Consider the following 23,530-nt stretch of genomic DNA (forward strand, 5'->3'; position numbering starts at 1 on the left):
AGATGGTAGAAAATCAATAAATAGTGCCGTCAGCGCTTCACTGTTTCATTCATAACAACAATGACCAACATCTATGGATAAAATACACGCAATGCAGCTTTTCCTTCGGGTCGCGGAACTGGAAAGTTTTTCCCGCGCGGCGGAGACGTTAAGCCTGCCGAAGGGGAGCGTATCGCGACAGATCCAGGCACTGGAAAACGCACTGGGCACGCAGCTGCTGCACCGCACTACCCGCCGCGTCAGCCTGACGCAGGACGGCATGGTTTATTACGAGCGCGCTAAAGATCTGCTGATGAATCTGGACGAACTGGACGGCATGTTCCTGCACGACCCTTCAACCATCAGCGGTCGGCTACGTGTGGATATGCCCGTTGCCATTGCGCGAAATGTAGTCATTCCGAAACTGCCTGCATTTTTACAACAGTTTCCCGGCATTGAGCTGGAGCTGAGTAGCAGCGATCGTCTGGTCGATGTCATCCGCGAAGGATTTGACTGTGTGGTTCGCGTGGGAAACTTAAAGGACTCCGGGCTTATCGCCCGCCCGCTTGGGAAACTCTCGGTGATTAACTGCGCCAGCCCGGATTATCTGACGCGATTCGGCTACCCTGAGACGCTGGACGATTTGGCTTCGCATGCCCTCATCCACTACTCCGCCACGCTGGGCACGCGTCCGCAGGGTTTTGAGTATTACAACGGCAGCGCGACCCAGTGGGTAAAAACGGGAGGCGTATTGACGGTTAACAGCACTGAAACCTACCAGGCCGCCTGTATCGCCGGGCTTGGCATTATTCAGGTTCCGCGCGTCGGGGTACGTGATGCCCTGCGCACGAAAAAACTCGTTGAGATCCTGCCGCAATACCGGGCTGAACCGATGCCCGTCTCCCTCATTTATCCCCACCGCCGTAACCTCTCCCGCCGGGTGCATGTGTTTATGGAGTGGCTTACCGAACTCACAAAAGGTTACGTCGACTAGTCACAAGCTATAATTCAGTAACATCCAGCTCAACGAAAAGGAAAATGCGCGTGACGCCGGAAAATAACCCGCAACGACCGACTCAACATTTAGATTATGAACCCATCAAAAAGATGGATAACGAGCCTGAAGCGCCGAAAGAGCCTGGAACGGCCAGCAAAGCGCTGGGCACCGTGACCGGCATAGCCGAAAAAATTCAGCAGATACCCGCGATTGCTCACCTGATACGCGCCGCTGAGCGCTTTAACGACCGCATGGGAAATCAGTTTGGCGCGGCGATTACCTACTTCTCGTTCCTGTCGATGATCCCCATCCTGATGGTGTCATTTGCCGCCGCCGGTTTTGTGCTGGCGTCTCACCCGACGCTGTTGCAGGACATCTTCAACAAGATCCTGACCAACGTCAGCGACCAGACGCTCGCCGCAACGCTCAAAAGCACCATCAACACCGCCGTGCAGCAGCGTACCACCGTGGGTATCGTCGGGTTGCTGATTGCGCTCTATTCCGGGGTGAACTGGATGGGCAACCTGCGTGAGGCTATTCGCGCCCAGTCGCGTGACGTCTGGGAGCGTAGACCGCAGGATCAGGAGAAGATATGGGTGAAGTATCTGCGCGACTTTATTTCGCTGATTGGGCTGCTGGTGGCGCTGGTCATTACGCTCTCCATCACCTCGGTCGCCGGTTCCGCGCAGCAGATGATCATCTCCGCGCTGTACCTGGATTACATTGAATGGCTGAAACCGGCCTGGCGCGGCATTGGGCTGGCCATCTCCATCTTTGCTAACTACCTGCTGTTCTTCTGGATCTTCTGGCGTTTGCCCCGCCATCGTCCGCGCAAGAAGGCGCTGATGCGCGGGACATTGATTGCCGCCATTGGTTTTGAGGTGATCAAGATTGTGATGACCTATACGCTGCCGTCCCTGGTGAAGTCTCCCTCCGGCGCGGCCTTTGGTTCGGTGCTGGGGCTGATGGCGTTCTTCTATTTCTTCGCTCGCCTGACGCTGTTCTGCGCCGCGTGGATCGCCACGGCAGAGTATAAAGATGACCCGCGCATGCCGGGTAAAACCCACCGCTGATATCATGTCGGGCTGATATTTCAGCCCGATCCGCCATTTCAGCATATAAATCCAGGCCGTAACTTTTATTTAACGCAAAACCAGTTTTAATGACTGATATTTAAAAAGTGTGAAGCATTTCATAGAAGTGTTTTCGTTGGTCTGAAAATTATCCGCTTTTTGTTGCTTTTATGACCGCATCACGCCTTTGTTACAGATTGAAATGTCGCTTTTGCTATGCCTAATATGGCCCTTCGTTCGTCCAAAAATAAGAAAATATTATGCAAGCAACAGCCACCACACTTAACGAAGGGGCGGAACACGTTCCGGTCAACTCGCGCAATAAAGTCGTCGTCGCATCGCTGATTGGCACCGCCATTGAGTTCTTCGACTTTTATATTTACGCCACCGCTGCGGTCATTGTCTTTCCGCATATTTTCTTCCCTCAGGGCGACCCGACGGCAGCCACGCTACAGTCTTTAGCCACCTTTGCTATCGCCTTCGTTGCGCGTCCGATTGGTTCAGCGGTCTTTGGGCATTTTGGCGATCGCGTCGGCCGTAAAGTGACGCTGGTTGCCTCGCTGCTGACGATGGGGATCTCCACCGTCGCCATCGGCCTGCTGCCGACCTATGAAACTATCGGCATTCTGGCGCCTGTGCTGCTGGCGCTGGCGCGCTTTGGTCAGGGTCTGGGGCTGGGCGGGGAATGGGGCGGCGCGGCACTGCTGGCGACCGAAAACGCTCCGGCGCGCAAGCGTGCCCTGTATGGCTCTTTCCCGCAGCTGGGCGCACCGATTGGGTTCTTCTTTGCTAACGGCACCTTCCTGCTCCTCTCCTGGCTGCTGACCGATGAACAGTTCATGAGCTGGGGCTGGCGTATTCCGTTCGTCTTCTCTGCCGTGCTGGTGCTGATTGGCCTGTACGTGCGCGTGTCGCTGCACGAGACGCCGGTCTTTGCTAAAGTCGCCGCGGCGAAAAAGCAGGTTAAAGTTCCGCTGGGGACGCTGCTGACCAAACACCTCCGCGTGACCGTGCTGGGCACGTTCATCATGCTGGCGACCTACACGCTGTTCTACATCATGACCGTTTACTCCATGACCTTCAGCACCGCCGCCGTGCCGGTCGGCCTGGGCCTGCCGCGTAACGAAGTGCTGTGGATGCTGATGATGGCGGTCATCGGATTTGGTGTGATGGTGCCCATCGCGGGCCTGCTGGCGGATAAATTTGGCCGTCGTTCAAGCATGATCGTCATCACCTCGCTGATTATTCTGTTCGCGCTGTTTGTCTTCCCGCCGCTGCTGGGTTCAGGTAGCCCTGCGCTGGTGATGGCGTATCTGCTGATTGGCCTGAGCCTGATGGGGCTGACTTTTGGCCCAATGGGCGCGCTGCTGCCGGAGCTGTTTCCGACTGAAGTGCGTTACACCGGCGCGTCGTTCTCCTATAACGTTTCGTCGATTCTGGGCGCCTCGGTGGCCCCGTATATCGCCACCTGGCTTCAGGCGAATTATGGTCTGTTCTATGTGGGTGTCTATCTGGCGGCAATGGCAGCGCTGACGCTGATTGCGCTGCTGCTGACGCATGAGACGAAGCATCAGGCGCTGTAAGTGAATGCCGGGTGGCGGCTACGCCTTACCCGGCCAACGATTCAGCCCTCACCCACAGGGCTGAGGGCTCCCCACAAAATAATGCCTGCACAGACGGCCCCCTCTCCCCACAGGGAGAGGGAGAAACGGGACTACTTCTTCATCTGCGATAAAATCGTCCGACACTGATTCGCTTCGCCTTCTGACGGCGAAATCAACGCCAGCAGCGCCGCCGCAGGAGTGACCAGCGTAGCGAGCGCGGCGGCGACCGCACCACGCGCAATCAACGGCCCGGCCTTCACGCCCGCCTGCGGATCTTTGAAGGTTCCGCGAACGTACAGCGGCGAGCGCAGGGTAATGATACGAATGCCTTTACTTTCCGGATCGATGGTTAAATCCAGCTGCTCGGACGCCATGCTGGCGGTACCGGTGACATTGATAACCGCGTTTTCCGTGTCGAAGGCGAAAATCTGCGGACGCGCCACGCCGTTGACCAGATCCAGATTTGCCGCCGCGCAGTTAACGCGTACTTCGTCGTCACCGAAGATTTGCCCGATGATAAAGTTCCCGACGTTCAGCCCCAGGATCTCCATCAGGTTACGGCTCACCAGCCCGTCGTTCATCAGCAGCTTCAGGTTGCCGTTTCCGCTACCCAGCAGCGCCGCTACCGAGTTACCCGTGCCGCGAATATCCGCGTCGCCGTTCATCTCACCGAGGGTTTTCTGCATCAGCTCCACGTCCGGCATCAGCTCTTTCAGCTTCAGCCGACGCGCCTGGATCTCCGCCCTTCCCTGCATTGGCTTTTTATCCCCCTCCAGGTGGATATTCGATGAGATGGTTCCCCCGGCCATGCCAAACTTCAGCGGTTGCAGGCGCAGGTCGGCGTTTTTCAGGATGATATGGGTCGAGAGGTTGCTCAGCGGCAGCGTGCTGCCATGCTCAATTTTACGTCCTTTGAAGCGTACATCCGCATCCATCACGTCCCATTTGTCGGTTTCGAAGCGGTCATAGGGCAGCACTTTACCCGCAGGCTGAACGTCTTTTTTAACCTCTTTAGACTTCGTGCCTTTGCCCGAATCTACGCCAATCAGCGGACCAAGATCGGCCAGACGCAGCTGGCGGGATTCAACGTCCCCCTCCAGTTTCGGGCGCGGTTTACCGGTGGTGTAGGTCAGCGTGCCGTGGATATCGCTGTCGCCGATGCGCCCGTTAAAATTCCGGTAGTCAAAGACGGACGATTTTTCGGTGTTGATTTTGGCAACCAGGTGCCCGTCCGTTTCAAACGGCGGGGTATCCGGCAGCAGCACGCCGGTCAAATCGTACAGTTCACCCAGCGAATCCCCGGCAAACTTAAGCTGGAGGTCGACGCCGCCCATGTTCATCGGGTCGTTAACCGTGCCCACGAACGCCACGCGGGTGTTGCCCGAGCGGAAATCCGCCTGCACCGGGAACGGCGTGCCCTCACTCCTGAGCGCCAGCATGCCGCCGATTTTGCCTTTACCGGTCAGCGGCTGGCCGTTGTAGCGCCCTTTCGCCGTCAGGCCGAAGACGTAATCGCCCGCTTTGCTGTCATCGCCTTTGGCTTTACTGCCCGTCACTTCGCTAAACGGCAGCGGCTTGCCCAGCGGATCGACGAGGATCTCCACGTCAGCCTTACTCACCTTATCGTCAATGGCGATCCTCCCCCGATCGAACAGAATATTGTCGAGGCGGAAAGACCACGAAGAGGGCTGCGCATTCTGATCTTTATCGCCGCTGCTGGCGAGATCAAACGTCCAGTTATTGTTTTTCTCTGACAGGCGAATCAGCCGCGCGTCGGGCTGCTGAAGTTTGATCCACGGCAGATACACCGTTTTGGTTAACAGGGCTAACGGCGCCAGCGTGGCTTCCACGCGCGGCAGGTGGATCATGGTCACTTCGGGGATGTCCGGCGGGTTGCCGAGAATGATGTCGTCGGCGTGAACGTGCGGCCATGGCACCCAGCTTCGCCAGCCGGTTTCCTCTTTCTGGCGCTCCCACACGACACCCAAATCGCCACGTATTGCGAAGGGGCGGTTTAGCTCGGTTGAGACTTTCTGGTTGATGGTCGGTTTGAGCCGGTTCCAGTCAAACGTGGCGATAATGATGATTAAGACCACGATCAGCAACAAGAAAATCCCTGCTGTCCAGGAAATCACCCTGGTTGTTTTTGTCATTGTTGTCCCCTTTCCTGATGAACTTGCCTCTAAAACTATAGTTCAGACAAAGGGAAGCGGGCAGATCAGAGGGTGGTTATCACCTTTTCCAGGGTATCCATGGGGACAGGACGAGAGAGGAAATAACCCTGTGCCGCCGCTGCCGGGGAATTTTGCACGTCGCGCCACTCCTCCAGCGTCTCTACGCCTTCCACAATGACGCCCTGGCAATAGCGGTTCATCAGTTGCAGGAGCATCGTAAACAGGTTCCGTCCCTCCGGCGTCTGGCGCAGCATGATAAACAGATCGCGGGCCACTTTGATGTAGTCATAACGCACTTCGCTCAGGGCGGAGAAGTTGGCCATACCGGTACCGAAATCATCCAGCCACAGCGGGCCAAACTCACACATCGAGGCAAACGAGGAGTCCTGTGGCAGCTGAACATGTTCCACCAGCTCGAAGCGCATCCACGGCAAGGTGGCAATCAGCGCCTGCAATGTCGCGTTCTGACGTAACGCCATCAGGGTTGGGCCATCCACGTTCACCGACGCCAGAATACCGTGCTGCTCGAAGAACGCCTGCTTCGTCGCCAGCATTCTCAGCTGCTCTTCCAGCACGTCGATACGCTGACGCACGGCAACCTCCGCAAAATAGCGGTCCGGTGCAATACGCTGTGAAGGATTCGATGGATGAGTGACGACCGTTAACACCTCAATCGCCATTAACCGACCGTCGGTACGGTAGATGGGCTGATAGGTGTACGCTCGCTCACATTGCAGCCAGTAGCGATGCTCCTGCAAGTTCTCAATACTTGCCTCAGGCGTAGTGCTCAGCCGCTGGATAACCTGCTCTGACTTCATTTCGGATGTCCTGTTGTATGGGATAGCCTTTCTGGACTCGTCATTGAGTTATCGGCCCGCCAGGTGAGAACTTTATGTTCAATTCACCGGGAAAATGAAATTAAGATGACAGAAATATGCCGGAATACGCGCTGGCTCAAAAAAAATAATGGAACGTCGTTTTAATATAGTTGACCATAAAAAACACACAGCGCACACTACCCTTAATTACTTTGTTCAGGTTCACGACTATGTCTAAAAAAATTGCCGTGATTGGCGAATGCATGATTGAGCTGTCCCAGAAAGGCGCGGAAGTCAGCCGCGGTTTTGGTGGCGATACATTGAACACCTCCGTTTACATTGCCCGTCAGGTCGCCCCCGACGCGCTGAGCGTGAGCTACGTTACCGCGCTGGGAACGGACAGCTTCAGCCAGCAGATGCTGGAAGCCTGGCAGGGTGAAAACGTTGGGACCTCGCTGATCCAGCGAATGGAAAACCGCCTGCCGGGTTTGTACTACATCGAAACCGACAGCACCGGCGAGCGCACCTTCTATTACTGGCGTAATGAAGCGGCCGCCAAATTCTGGCTGGAAAGCGAGGCCGCCGCTGCCATTTGCGAAGAACTGGCGACCTTCGATTATCTCTACCTGAGCGGGATCAGCCTGGCGATCCTGAGCCAGGAGAGCCGTGAAAAGCTGCTGTCACTGCTGCGCGAATGCCGGGCCAATGGCGGTAAGGTGATTTTCGATAACAACTACCGTCCGCGTTTGTGGGCCAGCCGCGAAGAGACGCAGCAGGTCTACCAGCAGATGCTCGAATGCACCGATATCGCCTTCCTGACGCTGGATGATGAAGATGCTCTGTGGGGCGAAAAACCGGTTGATGAGGTCATTGCCCGGACGCAGGCTGCCGGGGTCAGCGAAGTGGTGATCAAGCGCGGGGCGGAGTCTTGCCTGGTGGCGGTTGCGGGTGAAGCCGTGACAGAGGTGCCGGCGGTGAAGCTGGCGAAAGAGAAGGTAATCGATACCACGGCGGCGGGAGATTCTTTCAGCGCGGGGTATCTGGCGGTACGTCTGACGGGGGGAACGCCGGAAGCGGCGGCGCAGCGCGGTCACTTGACGGCCAGCACGGTGATTCAGTATCGCGGAGCGATTATTCCGCGCGAGGCGATGCCTGCTTAAGGACTGTGCGGGCTGATGCCCGCACCCTAACCCTCTCCCTCAGGGCTGAGGGAACGCAGAGCTTACTGGCCCTGCGGAATATCGCTCGCATCCTGGTGTAAATCATCGGCTGCCGTTTGCGCTGGCTGCGGCGGCGTCGCCATGATGGCGCTCCAGGTGGCCTTCAACTCTTTCATGTCATATTCCGGCTCACCTTTCGGCTGCAACAGAATCAACGCCATATCCTGCGACAGCTGCTGACGCAGATCCTGATTCAGCATCTCCACGGTCAGACCGTTCAGGAAGTCCTGACGCAGTTTCTGATACTGCTCCGGCGCGATATCCACCACCTGATTCTGCAAGGAGCGAATGCGCTGGCTGATTAAGATATCGGTATCGGCGCGGGCATAGGTGGCGAACAGTTTCTGCAATTCGAGGGATTTCTGCGCCACCAGCGCGTTAAACTCCTCTTCAGACAGGCCCTCTTTCCGCACCTTAGCCAGCTCTTTCGCCACCACGCCGAGATTGGCATTCAGCTTATCACCCGGCGATTCCACGTTAATGGCGCACTGGGCGCGCTGGAACAGCACACGGCAGTCAAATCCCAGGCCAATATCTTTCACGTTGTTCTTGCTGAGCGTCTGCTGAACGTGCCAGAACAGCGCTTCACGCGCGAGATCCGCACGCCAGTAACGCAACAGCGCAGAAGACTCGCGGATCGGCTGCCAGGCCGTATCCCACATCATTGAAAGACGATCCTGACGCACGGTATCCGTCATGATGCTGACCGTCTCAGGACGCAGCGGGGACAAGGTAGGAACAGGGGCGGGCGTTTCACGCTTCCCTTTCAGATCGCCAAATGCTTTGTTGATCTGTTCTATCACCGCACGGCTGTCCACGTTGCCCACCACAATCAGGGTCATGGCATCCGGGGTGTACCACTGCTGGTAGAAAGATTTCACCTGCGCGGCATCAACCGGCTGTTTCAGCGGCTCTGCCGGGTCGTGGCCAAGCAGCGTTGACCCTTTCAGGCGGTAGCGCCACCAACCTTCTTTGGTATCCGTCGGCCAGGTCGCCACCATGTCGCTGTTGCTCAACGCATAGTTAACGGTCTCAGGCGTAATCGCCAGTTTGCCGGTGGCATCCGAAAGATAGGTCAGTGCTTCTTTAAGCAGATCGTTACGGTTGTTGGGCAGGCTCAGGTTAAACATGGTGTAGTCATAGGAGACCACAGCCGGGGGCAGCGGGCGTTTCGGATCGATGGCCTGTTGCCATAAAGAACGCACCTGAACCGCCTGCAAACTGCCGCTCTGGGTGAGCGCCAGTCGAGGAATAAAGTGGCTTAAGCCGGTCTGCTGGGTGCTTTCAGTGAGGGAGCCGGTATTCACAGAAAGACGGATTTCAATGCGATCGCTCGGACGTTGCGGAGTGGATAATACCTGCCACTGGAAACCGTTCGCCAGTGTTCCCTGTTGCCAGGCCGGGTCTGGCTGGAGCGCATCTGCCTGCACATAACTGGCTGCTGCCATCATCAGCAAACCGCCGGTTAAGAGTCGAATTTTTGTGCCCTGCATGTGAACCCCTGATCAACATTCCTGGTTAAAGAGAGTGTCTCGCGACGTGAGCACTCAAAGATGACGATGAAAACCTTCCGATTAGACAGCGTGTTCGGCTAAACGTCACGGGCGGAAGTGAAATATACCCAAAAAAAATCTTGTCGAATTATGACAGGTATGAACGGTTATTATGCGCAGGTGCCCGCATCCCCACAAGGGAATACGGGCATTTATGAGGGATTAAGAGGATAAACCGGGGGTTTTGTCCTCAGATGTGCGGTTATTCAGCGTATCGTTAAGCTTCTTGTGATCCAGCTCTTTCACCCACTTCGCCACCACAATCGTCGCCACGCCATTGCCGACCAGGTTGGTTAACGCACGGGCTTCAGACATAAAGCGGTCAATACCGAGGATCAGGGCCAGGCCCGCCACCGGCAGATGGCCCACCGCCGAAATGGTGGCCGCCAGCACGATAAATCCGCTGCCCGTTACGCCCGCCGCCCCTTTTGAAGAGAGCAGAAGCACCACCAGCAGCGTAATCTGATGGAAGATATCCATGTGGCTGTTAGTGGCCTGGGCAATAAAGACCGCCGCCATCGTCAGGTATATCGAGGTGCCGTCCAGGTTAAAGGAGTAGCCCGTAGGAATAACCAGCCCCACCACTGACTTACGGCAGCCCAGCTTTTCCATTTTATCGAGCATACGCGGCAGCGCGGACTCCGAAGAGGATGTGCCGAGGACAATCAGCAGCTCTTCACGAATGTAACGGATAAATTTGAAGATGCTGAAGCCGGTCGCACGGGCGATGGAGCCGAGCACCACCACCACAAACAGAATACAGGTGATGTAGAAGCAGACGATCAGCTGGCCCAGCTGTACCAGCGTGCCGACGCCATATTTCCCGATGGTGAAGGCCATCGCGCCAAAGGCGCCAATCGGGGCCAGACGCATGATCATGTTGATGATGCCGAAGATCACCTGCGAGAAGCTTTCAATGACGTTAAAAATCAGCTGGCCTTTGCTGCCAAGACGGTGCAGGGCAAAGCCAAAAAGCACGGCAAACAGCAGCACCTGGAGGATGTTTCCGCTGGCGAACGCGCCAATCACGCTGCTCGGGATCACGTCCAGCAGGAAGGCAACAATCCCCTGATCTTTCGCCTGTTCAGCGTAAACCGCCACCGCTTTCGCATCCAGCGTGGCCGGGTCGACGTTCATGCCCGCGCCAGGCTGTACCACGTTGACAATTATCAGGCCGATAATCAGCGCGATGGTACTGACAATCTCGAAGTACAGCAGGGCAACCGCCCCCGTACGCCCGACCGCCTTCATACTTTCCATGCCAGCGATACCGGTCACCACGGTACAGAAAATGACCGGCGCGATGATCATTTTGATGAGCTTAACGAACGCGTCGCCAAGCGGTTTCATCTGCGCGCCCAGCTCCGGGTAGTAGTGACCGAGCAGAATACCGATAGCGATGGCTGTCAGGACCTGGAAGTAAAGACTTTTGAAGAGTGAGGTTTTCATAGGGTGTCCCTGGAAAGAAAAACTACAGGCTTTGTAAGGTTATGGTTAACCTGCGGCTTTAAAATAACACCCACATAACAGGACAGAAATAAACGGGGTTCAAATTTGAAACACAAATGTTAAGAACTTTGAGCTGGCTCGCACAAGCCAGCAACAAAATTACACTTTTGCGTTATTGCCAGCGTCGGAGAGATAGCGTTGCTCAAAGATATCCGTCGGTACGGCGCGGTCAAACAGGAAGCCCTGTCCGCTCTCCACGCCCGCCGCAGCCAGCCAATCACGCTGGGCGTCGGTTTCAATACCCTCGGCAATTACGTGCAGATTCAGGCTGTGCGCCATCTGAATAATGGCCTGTACCAGGCTGCAATCCTCCGGCAGCCCATCCACAAAGGTTTTGTCGATTTTGAGGACGTCCACCGGCAACGTTTTCATGTGCTGGAGCTGACGCAGGCCGGAATACCCCATACCAAAATCGTCCAGCGCAATGCGGATCCCGGCATTACGCAGCGGTTTCAGAATGGCGACAGCGTCGTCAGGATTGTCGATACAACGGCTCTCGGTGACTTCCAGGATCAACGTGTGGGGCTGAATGCGGTAGCGGTGGATCAACTCGAGCATCTCCGGCACCATGGTCGGGTGCATCAGCTGTAGCGCAGAGAGATTCACCGACAGCGGCAGCGTGATGCCCCGTTGTTGCCAGGCCGCAAGCTGGCGGCAGGACTCTTCCAGCACCCAGTAGCCGACGGTGACCATCAGGCCGCAGGACTCGATACGTTCGATCATCCCCTCAGGCAGCTCCCACGTGCCGTCCGGCTGTTGCATACGCAGCAACGCTTCGGCGCTGGTCACTTCACCCGTGCGCAAATTGACCTGCGGCTGTAGCCAGAGCGCAAACTGGCGATTGTCCATCGCCGTCAGAATGTCGCTCTCTTCCGTCAGGCGCTGCTGGGCTTTTTCCATCTGCTCCGGATCAAAGAACTGGATCTGGTTTTTGCCTTTCCGGCGCGCGGTGAACGCGGCCGAGAAGGCCCGACGATAAAGCTGCTCGGCGGTCAGCCCCCCGTAGTACATCGCAATACCGATGCTGGCGCTCGGGCGAAGCTGGATACCCTGAATGGGCAGCCGCTCATTAATGACAGTGAGTACTTGCTGACCTAGCGTAATGGCGTGCCACGGCTCTTTAACACCGTGCGCGATCACCACCAGGTCATAACCGCTGACCTGGGTGAGCACCATGCGCGGCGCCAGAACGGATTTCACCTTTTCCACCAGCGTCAGCAACAGCATCTCGCGCTGGCTCTCTTTCAGCACGCCCGCCGTGTCCTGCAAGGTTTCGCAGGCAATCACCATCAGCGCGGTGGTCTGCTGGCGGGCGACGGTCTGCTCCAGCAAGGCCATTAAAAACGCTTTGTTTGGCAGATCGGATACCGGAAAACGGGTGGCATTGCTACTGAGCTCTTCCTGCTGACGCAGGACACGCTGCTGGTTGATATTGTAACTCCGGACCAGCATGCCAATTTCATCGTCGTGATGCAGGCGCGGCAAGGGAAGCTGATGCCCCATGTGCTCCTGTGGAGAGAGGTCGTTCAGCTCCCGGGCTATGCGGCGCAACGGATGCACAATTAACCGGTTGATACACCACGTCAGCGCCACGCTCAGCATTAGTGTCAAAAGTAAGTAAGTAGTCACTAACGTAGCAACCCAACTCATGACGAATTTATACATGCGGTACGAGTCGGCCTGTAGCACCAGGTAGGCCAGCGGCTGCGGGTTAGCCGGTCTTTCCAGGGAATAGAGAGGCAGGGAAATTTGCACCGGCAGTTCAAACAGGCGCATCACCATCATCGGGACGGGACGCTCCGGGATAAAACTCATCCGCAGCGCCTGGAACTGGTTCGGCAGCACGACATCCGCGCGGCTCACGATACCGGCGGGCTGAATGCGCTTCAGGATGGATTCCGCCTCGGGGATATCCCCTTTCAGGATCGAGGCTGACAGGGGTTCCCGCACCGAGCGGGCAATACTTTCCAGTTGCGAAGCCGTGTTATAGCGATTCTGCTGTACGGAGTGAAACAGCAAAATGACGCAGAAGATGAAGACAAACAGCATTGTGACGGCAGACACCATCGCCATCTGTTTGATCGTTAAGGAACGGCTGACACGCAAAATGACTCTCCACAAAACTCGAAGCGCAGGGCGCACCAGGGTGTAAACCTGGTGCGCCCGAGTATACCCGATAGCTGCACTTTTAAGAGAGACTTACAATTAGATTAAGAAAAAATCCGATCACCAGTCTGCATAAGGCACCAGCGGTTCCGGTGGTAAGTCCATATCACCCTGCCAGCCCGCGGCAGAATACCGAACGTAGAGCAGCGCATGGCTCGGGGTATAGTCTTTTGCTTCCTGAATATCGACGCCCAGTCCGACAAACCAGTTGGACGTCACGCGGCGTTCAACAATCGCCCTTGCGGTATAACCCGTGCCTGACGAGCTACTTCCGGTTTCCATTACACCTTTATCGGTATAACGGCCTGGCTCATTGTCCGGGATCAGTCCCTGTAACGGATAACGCATCACATCTTTTGTTTTTGAATGAGACCAGGAGACGGAGCCGCCCAGCTCCCATGACCAGTTCTCTGTGCGTTTACGCCAGTTCACCGGTAAGGCGAACGACACATACTCCTGGGGACTGTAGTAACCGCCCTGGCCCAGCGAATAGCCACTTAAATCCTTATCGTAATGCCAGAGCATGTTGGACACGCCCACCGTCAGGCGTTCGTTGTTCTGATTGATGAGCTTGTAGTAATAGCCGGTCATCCAGCGGACGCGCCAATTATCTTCGACATTCTTCCCGGTGAGGCTGTCGGCACTCAGGCTTGACCAGATCCCGTTAGCTTCGCCTTTGTCGTAGCTCATGCTCACGCCGCCACCGGTGGCACGCACGCCGCCCCAGGTGGTGTCGGTATTGGGATCTTTTTGCCCGGCGAAGGCCAGCACCGAGCTGGAAATCGGACGGCGATGGGCGTTCAGGGTGTAGCCAATCGGCCCTAAATCGTTGCTGTAGCTCAGGCTACCCACCACATCGACCACGTCGAAGCCCATCGGCGTTGTACCGATATCCCACGCCCAGGTTTTGTTCTGCCAGCCGACGGCCACGCTGGCGCCGTTGGCCGACTGGTTCGTGCTGCCGTGACATGGCGTTTCGGCGCAGGTACCCCATGTCGGATCGTAGGTTCCGTTATCGGTGTCAAAGGAACCGGCGTTCATATTGACCAGATCGCTACGGAAGAACATACGTCCGTCCGACAGCGGCGCATCAACCTGGAGCATGGTGGTGTGCGCTTTCAGGTCGGAATAGCCTCCCGTGCCGCTGGAGCCCCAGTAGTCGTGTTGCAGCGTGACGTTCAGATCCTGCTGACGATAAAGATCGCCTGCATCGCTGCGCACGCCGCGCTTCAGCCAGTCATCTTTCTCATCGTTACGCGTGAGCCGCGTAAAGCTGTCGTTATCGGTCGGACGGGTCGTTGTGATGCCCGATGAGACCATCGCATCTTTCCAGGTGTCCAGCGCCTGCTGAGGCTGACCATTTTGTGCCTGGAAACGGGCGGCATCGCGCATCACCAGCGCACTTTCCATCGAAGGCGGCTGCGATTTGGCCTGCGGAAGAATGGCGTTGAAGGTCTTTTCTGCCGCGGCATGATCCCCCAGGCCAGCCTGCGCCATGGCAAGCCGGCGCTGCATATTGATGGAGAGCGGTTCGCCGTTCTGTGCCGCGGGCAGTTTCGCCAGCGCCGCGCGCGCCGCGTCCTTGTTGTCCTGGGCAAGATAGACCTCGGTCAGGCCGAGGATCGCGTCTTCGTTCTGCGGTTCGCGTTGCAGGACGGTGTTGTAGGCGGTTTTCGCGGCCTCATGATCGCCACGCTGTTCAGCCCAGTCCGCCAGCGTCAGGTCGATACGGGTGGACGGAGGCTGCTGGCGAAGCAACGTTTCCGCCTCCTGCTCTTTTCCACTGTCGCGCAGGCGGTTGGCGGTTTCCAGCACCTGGTTACTTTGCAGGCGGTCCGCCAGCGCCTGAATGTTGCCGTTCCACTTGTCGCGCGGCAGCGTGTTCAGATGCGCCAGCGCCGCCCGGTCCTGATCGTTACCGGACAGGTACAGCCCGCTGGCGTAAACCTGATCCGGATCGCCCGGTTTCTGGCTTGCCAGCTGACGCATCAGGTTATCCGCCTGGCTGCGCTGACCCGCGCTATACAGATCGCGTGACAGTCGGTAGGTGATCCACACGTCGCCCGGGGAAAGCACAAGGCGTCGGCGCTGAATTTCTGCGGCCTGCGCATATTTCCCCTCGCTTTCCAGCTGTTCGGCCTGGGCTGACAGCTGCTCGTTCGTCAGGCTACGTTCTATATCATCAATGCTGCGGCGCTGGCTGGCAGAGAGCGACTGAATAAACTGCGTCGCCTTCTCCGGAGACTGCGCGCGATAAATATTGGCGAGACCGCGTACCGCGTTGCTGTTGCCGCTGTCCATCCGCAACGCCTGGCGGTAATAGCGCTCGGCCGCGTCGTTATCTTTGCGCGCCGCCGCCGCATCACCGAGGCCCAGAACCGCGTAGCTGTCGGTATTGTCGATATTGCGCGCCTGCTGGTAATAGCGTTCGGCCTGGGCCGTATTGTTGGCTTTCAGGGCGTTATCCCCCTGCTGGATCAGCAGCCAGTATCGGTTGACCTTCAGCAGGCTGTCCCATTTGCCCCGGTTATCGCTCTGCGGATCGAGGGCGATCGCCTTTTCAAACTGCGCAACCGCACGCGCGCGATCGCCTTTCTGAGAATAGGCCTGCCCCAGCGCGCCTACGGCTTCACTGTCGGCGTGGTTGGCGCTGACTGCTTTTTGCAACTCCGTTACCGCTTTACTGCCCTGCCCGGCATCCACTGCGGCTAACCCTTCGGCTTTGGCGCGGAACGCCGGATCGGCGAGCTGTTTTTGCTGCGCTTCAAGCTGGGCGCGCGCTGCCGTCACGTTATCGCCATCGCTGAACACGCTCAGGTATTGTTGCAGCGCGGTAACGCTGGCGCTGCTGGCCGGCTGATCTTTGATCTGCTGGTACCACATGTCCGACGCCTGACTGCGGCCATTGTTCGATTTGGCCATCTCCTGTAACACCGCAAACCCTTCATCACGCCGTCCGCTCTGGAACAGAAGCTGTGCCAGCGAGGACTGTAGCGGGACGTTGCCCGGACTGCTGGCGTTTATTTTCTTAAGCTGATTAATGGCCAGGTTGCGGCGGGCTGGCTCTTTCGCCACCACGTTCCAGTACTCCGTCGCGATGTCGCCACTGGGCGGCTTACCGTCAAACAGTTTGTCATACGCGGCAATGGCTTCCTGGGTGTGCCCGGTGGTGGCAAGCAGGCGAGCCTGCTGGAGGGCCTGGCGACCATCCGGCGTGGAGAGCAGCATAGTAGTACGGGATGACTGGTAGGCACTGGAATCGGGTGCCATTCCTTTCAGGCGATCCAGCTCTTTTTGCGCGCCCGCCGTATCGCCCTGTCGTAACAGGTAGCGGAAGCGCGCGGCAATCACGTCCGGGTTGTTGGGGTCGATCAGCTCAAGGCGATAGAGCGACTGGCGCACTAAATCCTCACGCTGGGTGGATTCCCCCAGACGGACCTGTTCCAGCAGCTGTCTCTGCTGCGGGGAGTTGGCGGCCTGGGCCAGGGGCATTAGCGCCAGGCCAAGCGATAAGGTGAGTAGATTCAGTGTGAACGTGCGCATTCCTGGCCCCAATCCGGTAGTAATTCACCTTGCACGGTGAAACGAAAACGATGCTGATCCCACCCTTGTCCAAAGAGGGTCAGAACGTAGCTGTAATAAGCATTGTTATCGGGAAAACGATCGGCGACGTGCTGGCGTTGCACCGCTTGCGCGTCCCGGTTTTGTAAAAACGGAAGGAGGGAGGCAGAAAACCCTACCGGCCCATCTCCGGTGCGTTTCCCGGTCGCGACGTCCACTTTCTCCGGCGGCAAGCCTTGTTTGATTGTGGTGGTGGCCATGGGCTTGAAACGCGCCAGTAGCCGGGCTTTCTGCGGATCGTTATCGTTCATCATCCCTACCCACAGATAGACGCGAATCGCATCGTAGCTGCCGATCAGGGATGCATCCTGCGACAGCTGCCAGCCGCCCTTTTTCTGGTATTTCACCCAGTTCGGGGAAAATCCTTTAGGCGCGGTCTCCAGCAGCAGACGCAGGTTGGTTTCACGGAGCGTCGTCCACGGCGCGCCAAAACGGGTGAAATAGCTCGCAAGCTGCGGCGGCAGGTAGCTGGGGTTGAAGCGCCAGACACTCTCTTCGGCAAAACCGACTTTACCCGGCAGCAGCATAGAACCCAGCCCCGGCACCTTCACCACTTCCTCACTGGCAATGCGCGTCAACAGCGCCTTACCCGTGCGCGTGTAATCGGGATTTTTCCACAGCCGCCCGGCTTCCAGCAGCGACCAGGCAATCCAGATATCGGCATCAGACGCGGAGTTAGGGTCGATAACCGCCCAGGTTTCGTCGTCCTTTTTCCCCCACAGCCAGGCCGGGAGATGTTGGGTTAAATCTCCCTCGGCAAGGTTATCGCGCGTCCATGCCAGCAGCAGATCGAACGCCTTGCGATCGTTTGCCGCGAGGGCAAAGAACAGTCCGTAGCTTTGCCCTTCGGAGGTGGTGATTTTGCGCGCGTCACTGGGATCAATGACGCGTCCACTTTCGCTCATATAATCCTGCTTGAACGTCTCCCAGGCAGGCCAGCGACAGGCGGCGTGAAGATTCGCCGCCGCCAGCATCAACGCTGCGACTACACACCCGCGAAAGATTTTCATCACCGCTTACTCATGGTCCGGGTTAAGACGACGACGGCTGATGATTCGCAGCAGACGCCACAGTACCCACGCCAGCAGTACAACGCTGAGCGCAGCCAGCACGGCCAGCAGCACCGGGTGGTTAGACAGGGCGTACCACAGGCGTTCGAACCACGGCAGATGACCGACGTAGTAGACATCCCCCACGCGCAGGCTGTTTACCCCCGACTCACGGATCACCGAGACGGAACCGAACATTGCCGCCCGTTTACCGCTGTCGTTCATGGCCGTGTTGAGTAGCTCATACCCGCGAGGGCTGTCCGCCAGCAGGGCGATAACGCTGCGCTGGTCGTTATACGGCGACTGGAAGCCGACAATCGCGGCCATCGGACCCGTTGAGCTTACGGTCGTCCTGATATTGGCCTGACGATCGCCGCTGTCCGGCATGATGCTCGGGAACTCGGTCTGACGCAGCGGCGTGTTAACCCACGACTGAGCCGCCTGCACCAGCAGATCGACGCGCTTCTCGTCTTTCAGCTTGTCCGGAATGTTGCCGATGACCATGATATCGGCATCTTTGTTCTGGATCTGGCTCCCGTCATCCGTCACCATCACGTTGATAGCCGGCAAGCCGGTTTGCGCCCCGACGGTGCCCATGGTGTCCAGCAGCGTGGTAACCTGGCCTTCGTTGGCCGCTTTTGGCATCACGACAATCGATTCAGAGAGGTCTGCCATGCGGCTGAACGGGAAGCCGGCGTTAGCAAAGGCACGCAGATCCGGCATCGCAATAAAGTGGTAATACTTCGAGAAGTCGATCGTGGAATCATCGCCAATCACCACGTGGTTTTGCACCGGCTGGAAGGTAATACAGTTTTCCACCGATCCACCCGGCATGGGGTTCATATACTGGAAGTTAAACCGCAGCTGGTTTACCGCACCAAGCTTCAGCGCCGGAATCGACACATCGGTTTTGCCGTCCAGCAGCCCCTGCAATACAGGCAGACGAAGCATTAACCGGTTTGTCTCCTGGCTGCTGGTCAGGCTGAACGATTGCAGGAACTGGTTGTTGAGGCTGATATCCATGCGCGAGCTGTCTTTGGTTGCCGGCGCGGTGTAACGGTAGTTCAGATTGATATCAATGCCGTTGGTGCGCAGCAGATAGAGATCCGGCGGCAGGTTCAGCGACAGGCTGACAGGAGAAGGTTCAAGCCCGGTTGACTGCAATTGCTCTTCATAGGTTTTCAGTTCGCCAAAGGTGATGGCCCGGTCGGTACGTACCCAGTTCGGCGCATCATAAGGCTTACGTGCCAGCAGCGGTTTCACCTCGTCCACCACAACGCTGTTACCGCGGAACAGGATATTCCCCTGCGCAATGCCTTTCGCCGCCTGCACCAGATCTTTGTCATCACGGCCGAAGATCACCAACAGCTTCACGTACGGATTGTCCGGATGGCTGATCATCTCGATGGTGGGCGCTTTCACCTCCGGATGGTCACGCAGGAAAGCCGGACGTTTGGCGTTGGTGGCAAACACGATCGCGTTTTTGTCCGGCATTTTGTCGTACATGACCGGGAAACTTTGACCACGCCAGCCGGAGCGGGAACCAAACCAGGATGCCACGATAGAGGCCGCCAGCTGTTCGGTCACATCGGGAGAGCCGGCAAAGACCATCGGCAGGTTCAGCGGACGGTTATCACGCGGGTCGAAGAACGGCACCGGGAAGGCGGAGAGATCGTTTTTCAACGCCAGCGGCTGATAGGTCATCTGAAGCGAAGAGTTACGCCCGACATCCAGCCACAGGGTGCTGCTGGCCGGGTTTTCACAGACATCGCGGTAGTGGCCGACAAACTCCAGACGCACGCGGTTAAAGTCGGTGATAAACAGCGGATTAATCGGCACCTGAGCCAGGGTTTTCTTACCCAGTTGCTCTTTGGTGACGGGCAGGACGTCCATCAGCTCGTCATTCAGATAGACCTTAAGCTGGGACTGCACCGGCAGCAGCGACGGCGATGGGGTGTATTCCAGGTTGAGCATCGCTTTCGACACGACTTCATCGCTGCGCATACCGAATTCGATACCGCCATTTGGGTTGATGCCGCGCAGAACCATGCTGCCCGGAGGAGGCGCGATCTGGGCAAACGTCAGCTTAACGTCACGCGACGGCGTATTTTCGGCAACCACCGGCGCACTGGCTCCCGGCACGCCAGGCATGACCTGCCCAACCACCGGGTTGTCGGCGGGCAGCGTATTCCCCGTCGTCGGCTGATTCGGGACGACGTTTTCCGTCTGCCCCGGCGCGGCCGTCACAACCGGATCGGTCGCTTGCGCGACGACAGGCACCGTTGGCGCGGGCGTGGCCGCTGCGTTATCAGGCGCTGCGTTAGCCACTGTTGCAGGGAGCGCACTCATCCCCATTGCCACTGCACATAACCAGGAAAGTTTTGTTTTCATCGCGTTATCATCATTGTTGAGCCATAACCGGGTCCGCCTGCTTCGCTTCATCTCGCTCAGGTCGACGCGGAATGAACGACACGACCCAGGAAACCAGTGAAGTAAGTGACCGGAAAATTAATTTCACCGACGACGGGGCAAATTCTGCAAGGTGACGATAGCCACGGAACCCCAGCTTAAGAATATCCAGCAGGCTTTCCAGAGGCTTATCCTCAGGGAAGCTGTCCTGCCAGAGAGCCCACGTATCCGCGCGGGCAAACGTACACTGCACAAAATCAATGTGTTGCTTTTTGGTCAGCGGCATCAGTTGCAGACCCACTTCATTTCCTCTCACACGCACCACCTGCGTCGGGAAGACATACTCCTGCTGGCCGCGCTTAAGCAGTAGGTTGACCTTCTGCCCCTCCAGCACCTTTGCCTGACCGTTGATCTTGATACCCAGACCGCCATCCGAAAAGTCATGTACGGTACAGGAGAAGAGATGTCCATCGTCGCGGGCAATGGCCGCTGGCATGCTGATTTCGACGCGATGCGCACGGCGAACCTGTTTGCTCTCCACCGATACCGCCACCGCGCCACCGAGGATAATCAGGTTATAAAACACCCACGCCATACTCACGAAGACCGTCAGAATTTCGTTTTCCGGGCCGTAGAAGTAGCGCCAGATCCCAACAATCACGCCCACAATATTCAGCAGCACCAGGAAGATATAGGGCCGGGAGATCACCCAGTCGACATACTCCTCTTCCACCAGCCCGCCCTTCGCGGTGACGTTGAATTTCCCTTTATGCGGGTTAATCAGCGCCACCATGGTTGGCGGCGCGATGTACCAGGCCAGCACCGTTTCGTAAATTTCACTCCAGAAGGAGTGGCGATATTTCCCCTGAATCTTCGAGTTCGTCAGGCTGGCGTGGATCATGTGCGGCAGAACGAACAGGGCAATCATCAGCGCAGGCGCATAGATGATGTAAGCGTGAAGGAGCAGGAACGCCAGCGGCGCAGTGAGGAAGATAAGCCGTGGAATACCGGACAGGAAGTGGAACATGGCGTTGACGTAGCACAGCCGTTGCGCCAGCTTCAGCCCTTTACCCATCAGCGGGTTATCGAGCCTGAAAATTTGCACCATGCCGCGGGCCCAGCGAATACGCTGGCCGATATGCGCCGACAGGGATTCCGTGGCCAGCCCCGCCGCCTGAGGAATGCGCATGTAGGCGGAGGTATAGCCAAGACGGTGCAGACGCAGCGAGGTGTGCGCATCTTCCGTGACCGTCTCGACGGCGATCCCGCCAATTTCATCCAGCGGTTTCCGGCGGATCACCGCACAGGAGCCGCAGAAGAACGTTGCGTCCCACATGTCGTTCCCGTCCTGCACGAGTCCATAGAACAGCGTGCCCTCGTTCGGGGTTTTACGAAAACGGCCGAGGTTACGTTCAAACGGGTCCGGCGAGAAGAAGTGGTGCGGCGTCTGCATCATCGCCAGCTCTTTCTCCTTCAGGAACCAGCCCATGGTCATTTGCAGGAACGAGCGCGTTGGCACGTGGTCGCAGTCGAAAATAGAGACGAACTCCCCTTTGGCATATTTCAGCGCATTGTTGATGTTACCGGCTTTCGCGTGTTCATGCGTGGTACGGGCGATGTACTCTACCCCCACTTCGTCCGCGAACTGGCGGAACTCGGCACGGCCACCGTCATCGAGGATCCAAATTTTGATTTTATCCTTCGGCCAGTCGATACCCAGCGCGGCGTAAATGGTGTTTTTTACCACCGACAGGTCTTCGTTGTAGGTCGGCACGAAGAGGTCCACCGTAGGCCACTGGGTCGTGTCTTTTGGCAGCGGCACCGGCTGTCTATTTAGCGGCCAGATAACCTGGAAGTAACCCAGCACCAGCACGATCCAGGCGTAAGTCTCAGCAAACAGCAGCACTAAGCCGCACACCAGGCTGACCGGATCGTCCCAGTTCAGCGTTGAGGTATATCGCCACCAGATGTAGCGGCAGGAAACGGTCAGCGATAGCACAATCAGCATCAGGGCAGAAAAACGCCCTGGTATGCGCCGCACCAGCAGCGCCACGCCCCACAGCAGGATCAGGAAGGTGAACTGCGCCAGCGGATTGAAGGGCTGGGTAATACAGACCAGCGCAAGAATCAGCGAGAACACCACAACCACGCCGAGAATAAAACGCCGCAAGCCCGGGTGTAGGTGCCCGAGCTCTTTGTGGTTATCTAAATGACCCGTTTTGTCGCCCACCCGGTCAGGTAGCCGGTCAAGCCACTGGTGGTAGTGTTCACGCAGGTTCTGCACACGATCGAAGCTGCGCCAGCGGGACGTTTTTTTCTCCGCGCCCGTTGAGGTCGTTAGTAGCCAGATGGACTGAATAGCGTAGCGCGCGGGATCCAGCGGACGCGGCTTGTCAGGGTTGATATGCGGATAGAGTTCACCGTGGCGCGCACGAATGCGTTGCCAGCGGGGATGTTCGAGGGGGATGAACATCCACGCCAGAATCATCCACAAACAGCCCAGCGCAGCGCTCAGCGACGAGGCGCCGTGATGACGGTAATGGCGGTAGCGTTCACTTAAGCGCGAACTGACCGGCGGAATGAGCAGCCAGTTAGTCAGGCGGCTCATACTGAACTCCCGGCAGGCTCCGGCCGTTTAGCAAAGTGCAGCAGACACCAGTTTGCCAGCGTCAGGATCTCTTCCGCCGCCAGTGAATCGCTACGGTACTCCCCGAGAGGTTGTTTGGACGCGAGGCACTCCGCCATCGCTTCGTCACGATGGATCACCATCGGCAACAGGCGGCGCTGACTCTGGAGCCAGACCTGGTAGAGATCGTCCTGGATCTGGCTGCCAATGCGCAGATCGTTGATCAGAATATGGGCATTGGCAGGCATCGGCTGCTGATGCAGACGGATATGACAATTCGCATCTACGTTCGCGATGGAGAGCACATGGTCGCACTGCGCCAGCAGCTGGCGGGTCAGCGACGCGGCACCGTGCGGCAGGTCCAGCAGGATCCACTGATAGTGCCCGCTCTCTTTCAGGCTCTGCAATGCGGTGATGAAGCGAGAGAACAGGCGCTGGTACGCGGCTTCATTCCCGCGCTCGGTTTCGGTCAATTGACCAAAGGGAAGCAAATCGAGCTGGGAGGTATAACGCAAACCCGCATCCCGCCAGTCTTTATCGTCCAGAAGCGCGCGTCCCCAGCCGTTTGCATGCGTAAAGTCGACATTGAATGACATGCGCAGCAAATTATCGGAACAGGCATCAATGACCAGTACCGATTCACCTAATACCTGCAATGACCACGCCAGCGCCGCGGTAACGGAAGTTGTACCCACCCCACCACGGACGCCCTGTAATCCTAGTACAGCCATC

The 23,530-nt window shown here is 57.4% G+C and carries 14 protein-coding genes; 4 read left to right on the top strand and 10 right to left on the bottom strand.

Annotation, left to right across the window (positions count from 1 at the left end; genetic code table 11):
• Positions 1–73 precede the first annotated feature (73 nt).
• The 3 genes from ACOTX5_RS21110 (at position 74) to ACOTX5_RS21120 (ending at position 3,632) form a co-directional block, all read left to right on the top strand.
• A complete protein-coding gene (locus tag ACOTX5_RS21110) occupies positions 74–973 on the top strand; it encodes a LysR family transcriptional regulator (protein WP_017384184.1) in 900 nt (299 codons plus the stop codon).
• A gap of 50 nt (positions 974–1,023) precedes the next feature.
• A complete protein-coding gene (gene yhjD, locus ACOTX5_RS21115) occupies positions 1,024–2,049 on the top strand; it encodes an inner membrane protein YhjD (protein WP_023295574.1) in 1,026 nt (341 codons plus the stop codon).
• Positions 2,050–2,309: 260 nt separating this feature from the next.
• Positions 2,310–3,632 (top strand): MFS transporter, encoded by a 1,323-nt coding sequence (locus ACOTX5_RS21120; protein ID WP_045910934.1) that lies wholly within the window; start codon positions 2,310–2,312, stop codon positions 3,630–3,632.
• Between the two features lie 131 nt (positions 3,633–3,763).
• Here the strand turns inward: ACOTX5_RS21120 and ACOTX5_RS21125 are convergent, their stop codons facing one another.
• Both ACOTX5_RS21125 and pdeH read right to left on the bottom strand, forming a co-directional pair.
• The gene (locus ACOTX5_RS21125; protein WP_045357941.1) at positions 3,764–5,806 is read right to left on the bottom strand and encodes an AsmA family protein; all 2,043 of its coding nucleotides are present in this window, start codon (positions 5,804–5,806) and stop codon (positions 3,764–3,766) included.
• Positions 5,807–5,871: 65 nt separating this feature from the next.
• Positions 5,872–6,645: a cyclic-guanylate-specific phosphodiesterase gene (gene pdeH, locus ACOTX5_RS21130; protein WP_015571521.1), complete on the bottom strand. Its 774-nt coding sequence runs from the start codon at positions 6,643–6,645 to the stop codon at positions 5,872–5,874.
• Between the two features lie 230 nt (positions 6,646–6,875).
• Between pdeH and ACOTX5_RS21135 the strand changes: the two genes are divergently transcribed.
• A complete protein-coding gene (locus tag ACOTX5_RS21135) occupies positions 6,876–7,805 on the top strand; it encodes a sugar kinase (RefSeq protein WP_017384186.1) in 930 nt (309 codons plus the stop codon).
• A gap of 62 nt (positions 7,806–7,867) precedes the next feature.
• Here the strand turns inward: ACOTX5_RS21135 and ACOTX5_RS21140 are convergent, their stop codons facing one another.
• The 8 genes from ACOTX5_RS21140 to bcsQ all read right to left on the bottom strand — a co-directional run bounded on the left by ACOTX5_RS21140 (position 7,868) and on the right by bcsQ (position 23,529).
• The gene (locus ACOTX5_RS21140) at positions 7,868–9,358 is read right to left on the bottom strand and encodes a M16 family metallopeptidase (protein ID WP_023295577.1); all 1,491 of its coding nucleotides are present in this window, start codon (positions 9,356–9,358) and stop codon (positions 7,868–7,870) included.
• Positions 9,359–9,580: 222 nt separating this feature from the next.
• Positions 9,581–10,867, bottom strand: coding sequence for a C4-dicarboxylate transporter DctC (dctA, locus tag ACOTX5_RS21145; RefSeq protein WP_015571524.1), 1,287 nt, complete (start codon positions 10,865–10,867; stop codon positions 9,581–9,583).
• Between the two features lie 159 nt (positions 10,868–11,026).
• Positions 11,027–13,033: a biofilm formation regulator HmsP gene (hmsP, locus tag ACOTX5_RS21150; RefSeq protein WP_045910935.1), complete on the bottom strand. Its 2,007-nt coding sequence runs from the start codon at positions 13,031–13,033 to the stop codon at positions 11,027–11,029.
• 120 nt (positions 13,034–13,153) lie between these two features.
• Positions 13,154–16,636 carry a cellulose synthase complex outer membrane protein BcsC gene (gene bcsC, locus ACOTX5_RS21155; protein ID WP_045910936.1) on the bottom strand — a complete coding sequence of 1,161 codons (3,483 nt, stop codon included), beginning with the start codon at positions 16,634–16,636 and terminating at the stop codon, positions 13,154–13,156.
• Positions 16,618–17,724 (bottom strand): cellulose synthase complex periplasmic endoglucanase BcsZ, encoded by a 1,107-nt coding sequence (gene bcsZ / locus ACOTX5_RS21160; RefSeq protein ID WP_017384189.1) that lies wholly within the window; start codon positions 17,722–17,724, stop codon positions 16,618–16,620. The genes bcsC and bcsZ overlap by 19 nt, the downstream gene beginning before the upstream one ends.
• 6 nt (positions 17,725–17,730) lie before the next feature.
• Entirely contained in the window at positions 17,731–20,154 is a 2,424-nt protein-coding gene (gene bcsB / locus ACOTX5_RS21165) for a cellulose biosynthesis cyclic di-GMP-binding regulatory protein BcsB (RefSeq protein WP_071888808.1), read from the bottom strand.
• A gap of 10 nt (positions 20,155–20,164) precedes the next feature.
• On the bottom strand, positions 20,165–22,780 hold the full coding sequence (gene bcsA, locus ACOTX5_RS21170; protein WP_023295581.1) for a UDP-forming cellulose synthase catalytic subunit: 2,616 nt from the start codon (positions 22,778–22,780) through the stop codon (positions 20,165–20,167).
• Positions 22,777–23,529, bottom strand: a complete 753-nt coding sequence (gene bcsQ, locus ACOTX5_RS21175) for a cellulose biosynthesis protein BcsQ (RefSeq protein ID WP_003861177.1) — start codon at positions 23,527–23,529, stop codon at positions 22,777–22,779. Before bcsQ ends, bcsA begins: the two co-directional genes overlap by 4 nt.
• Between the last annotated feature and the right edge of the window lies 1 nt (position 23,530).

The organism is Enterobacter cloacae complex sp. IR5441 (assembly GCF_049238215.1).
In the GTDB taxonomy this organism is placed as follows: domain Bacteria; phylum Pseudomonadota; class Gammaproteobacteria; order Enterobacterales; family Enterobacteriaceae; genus Enterobacter; species Enterobacter hormaechei_C.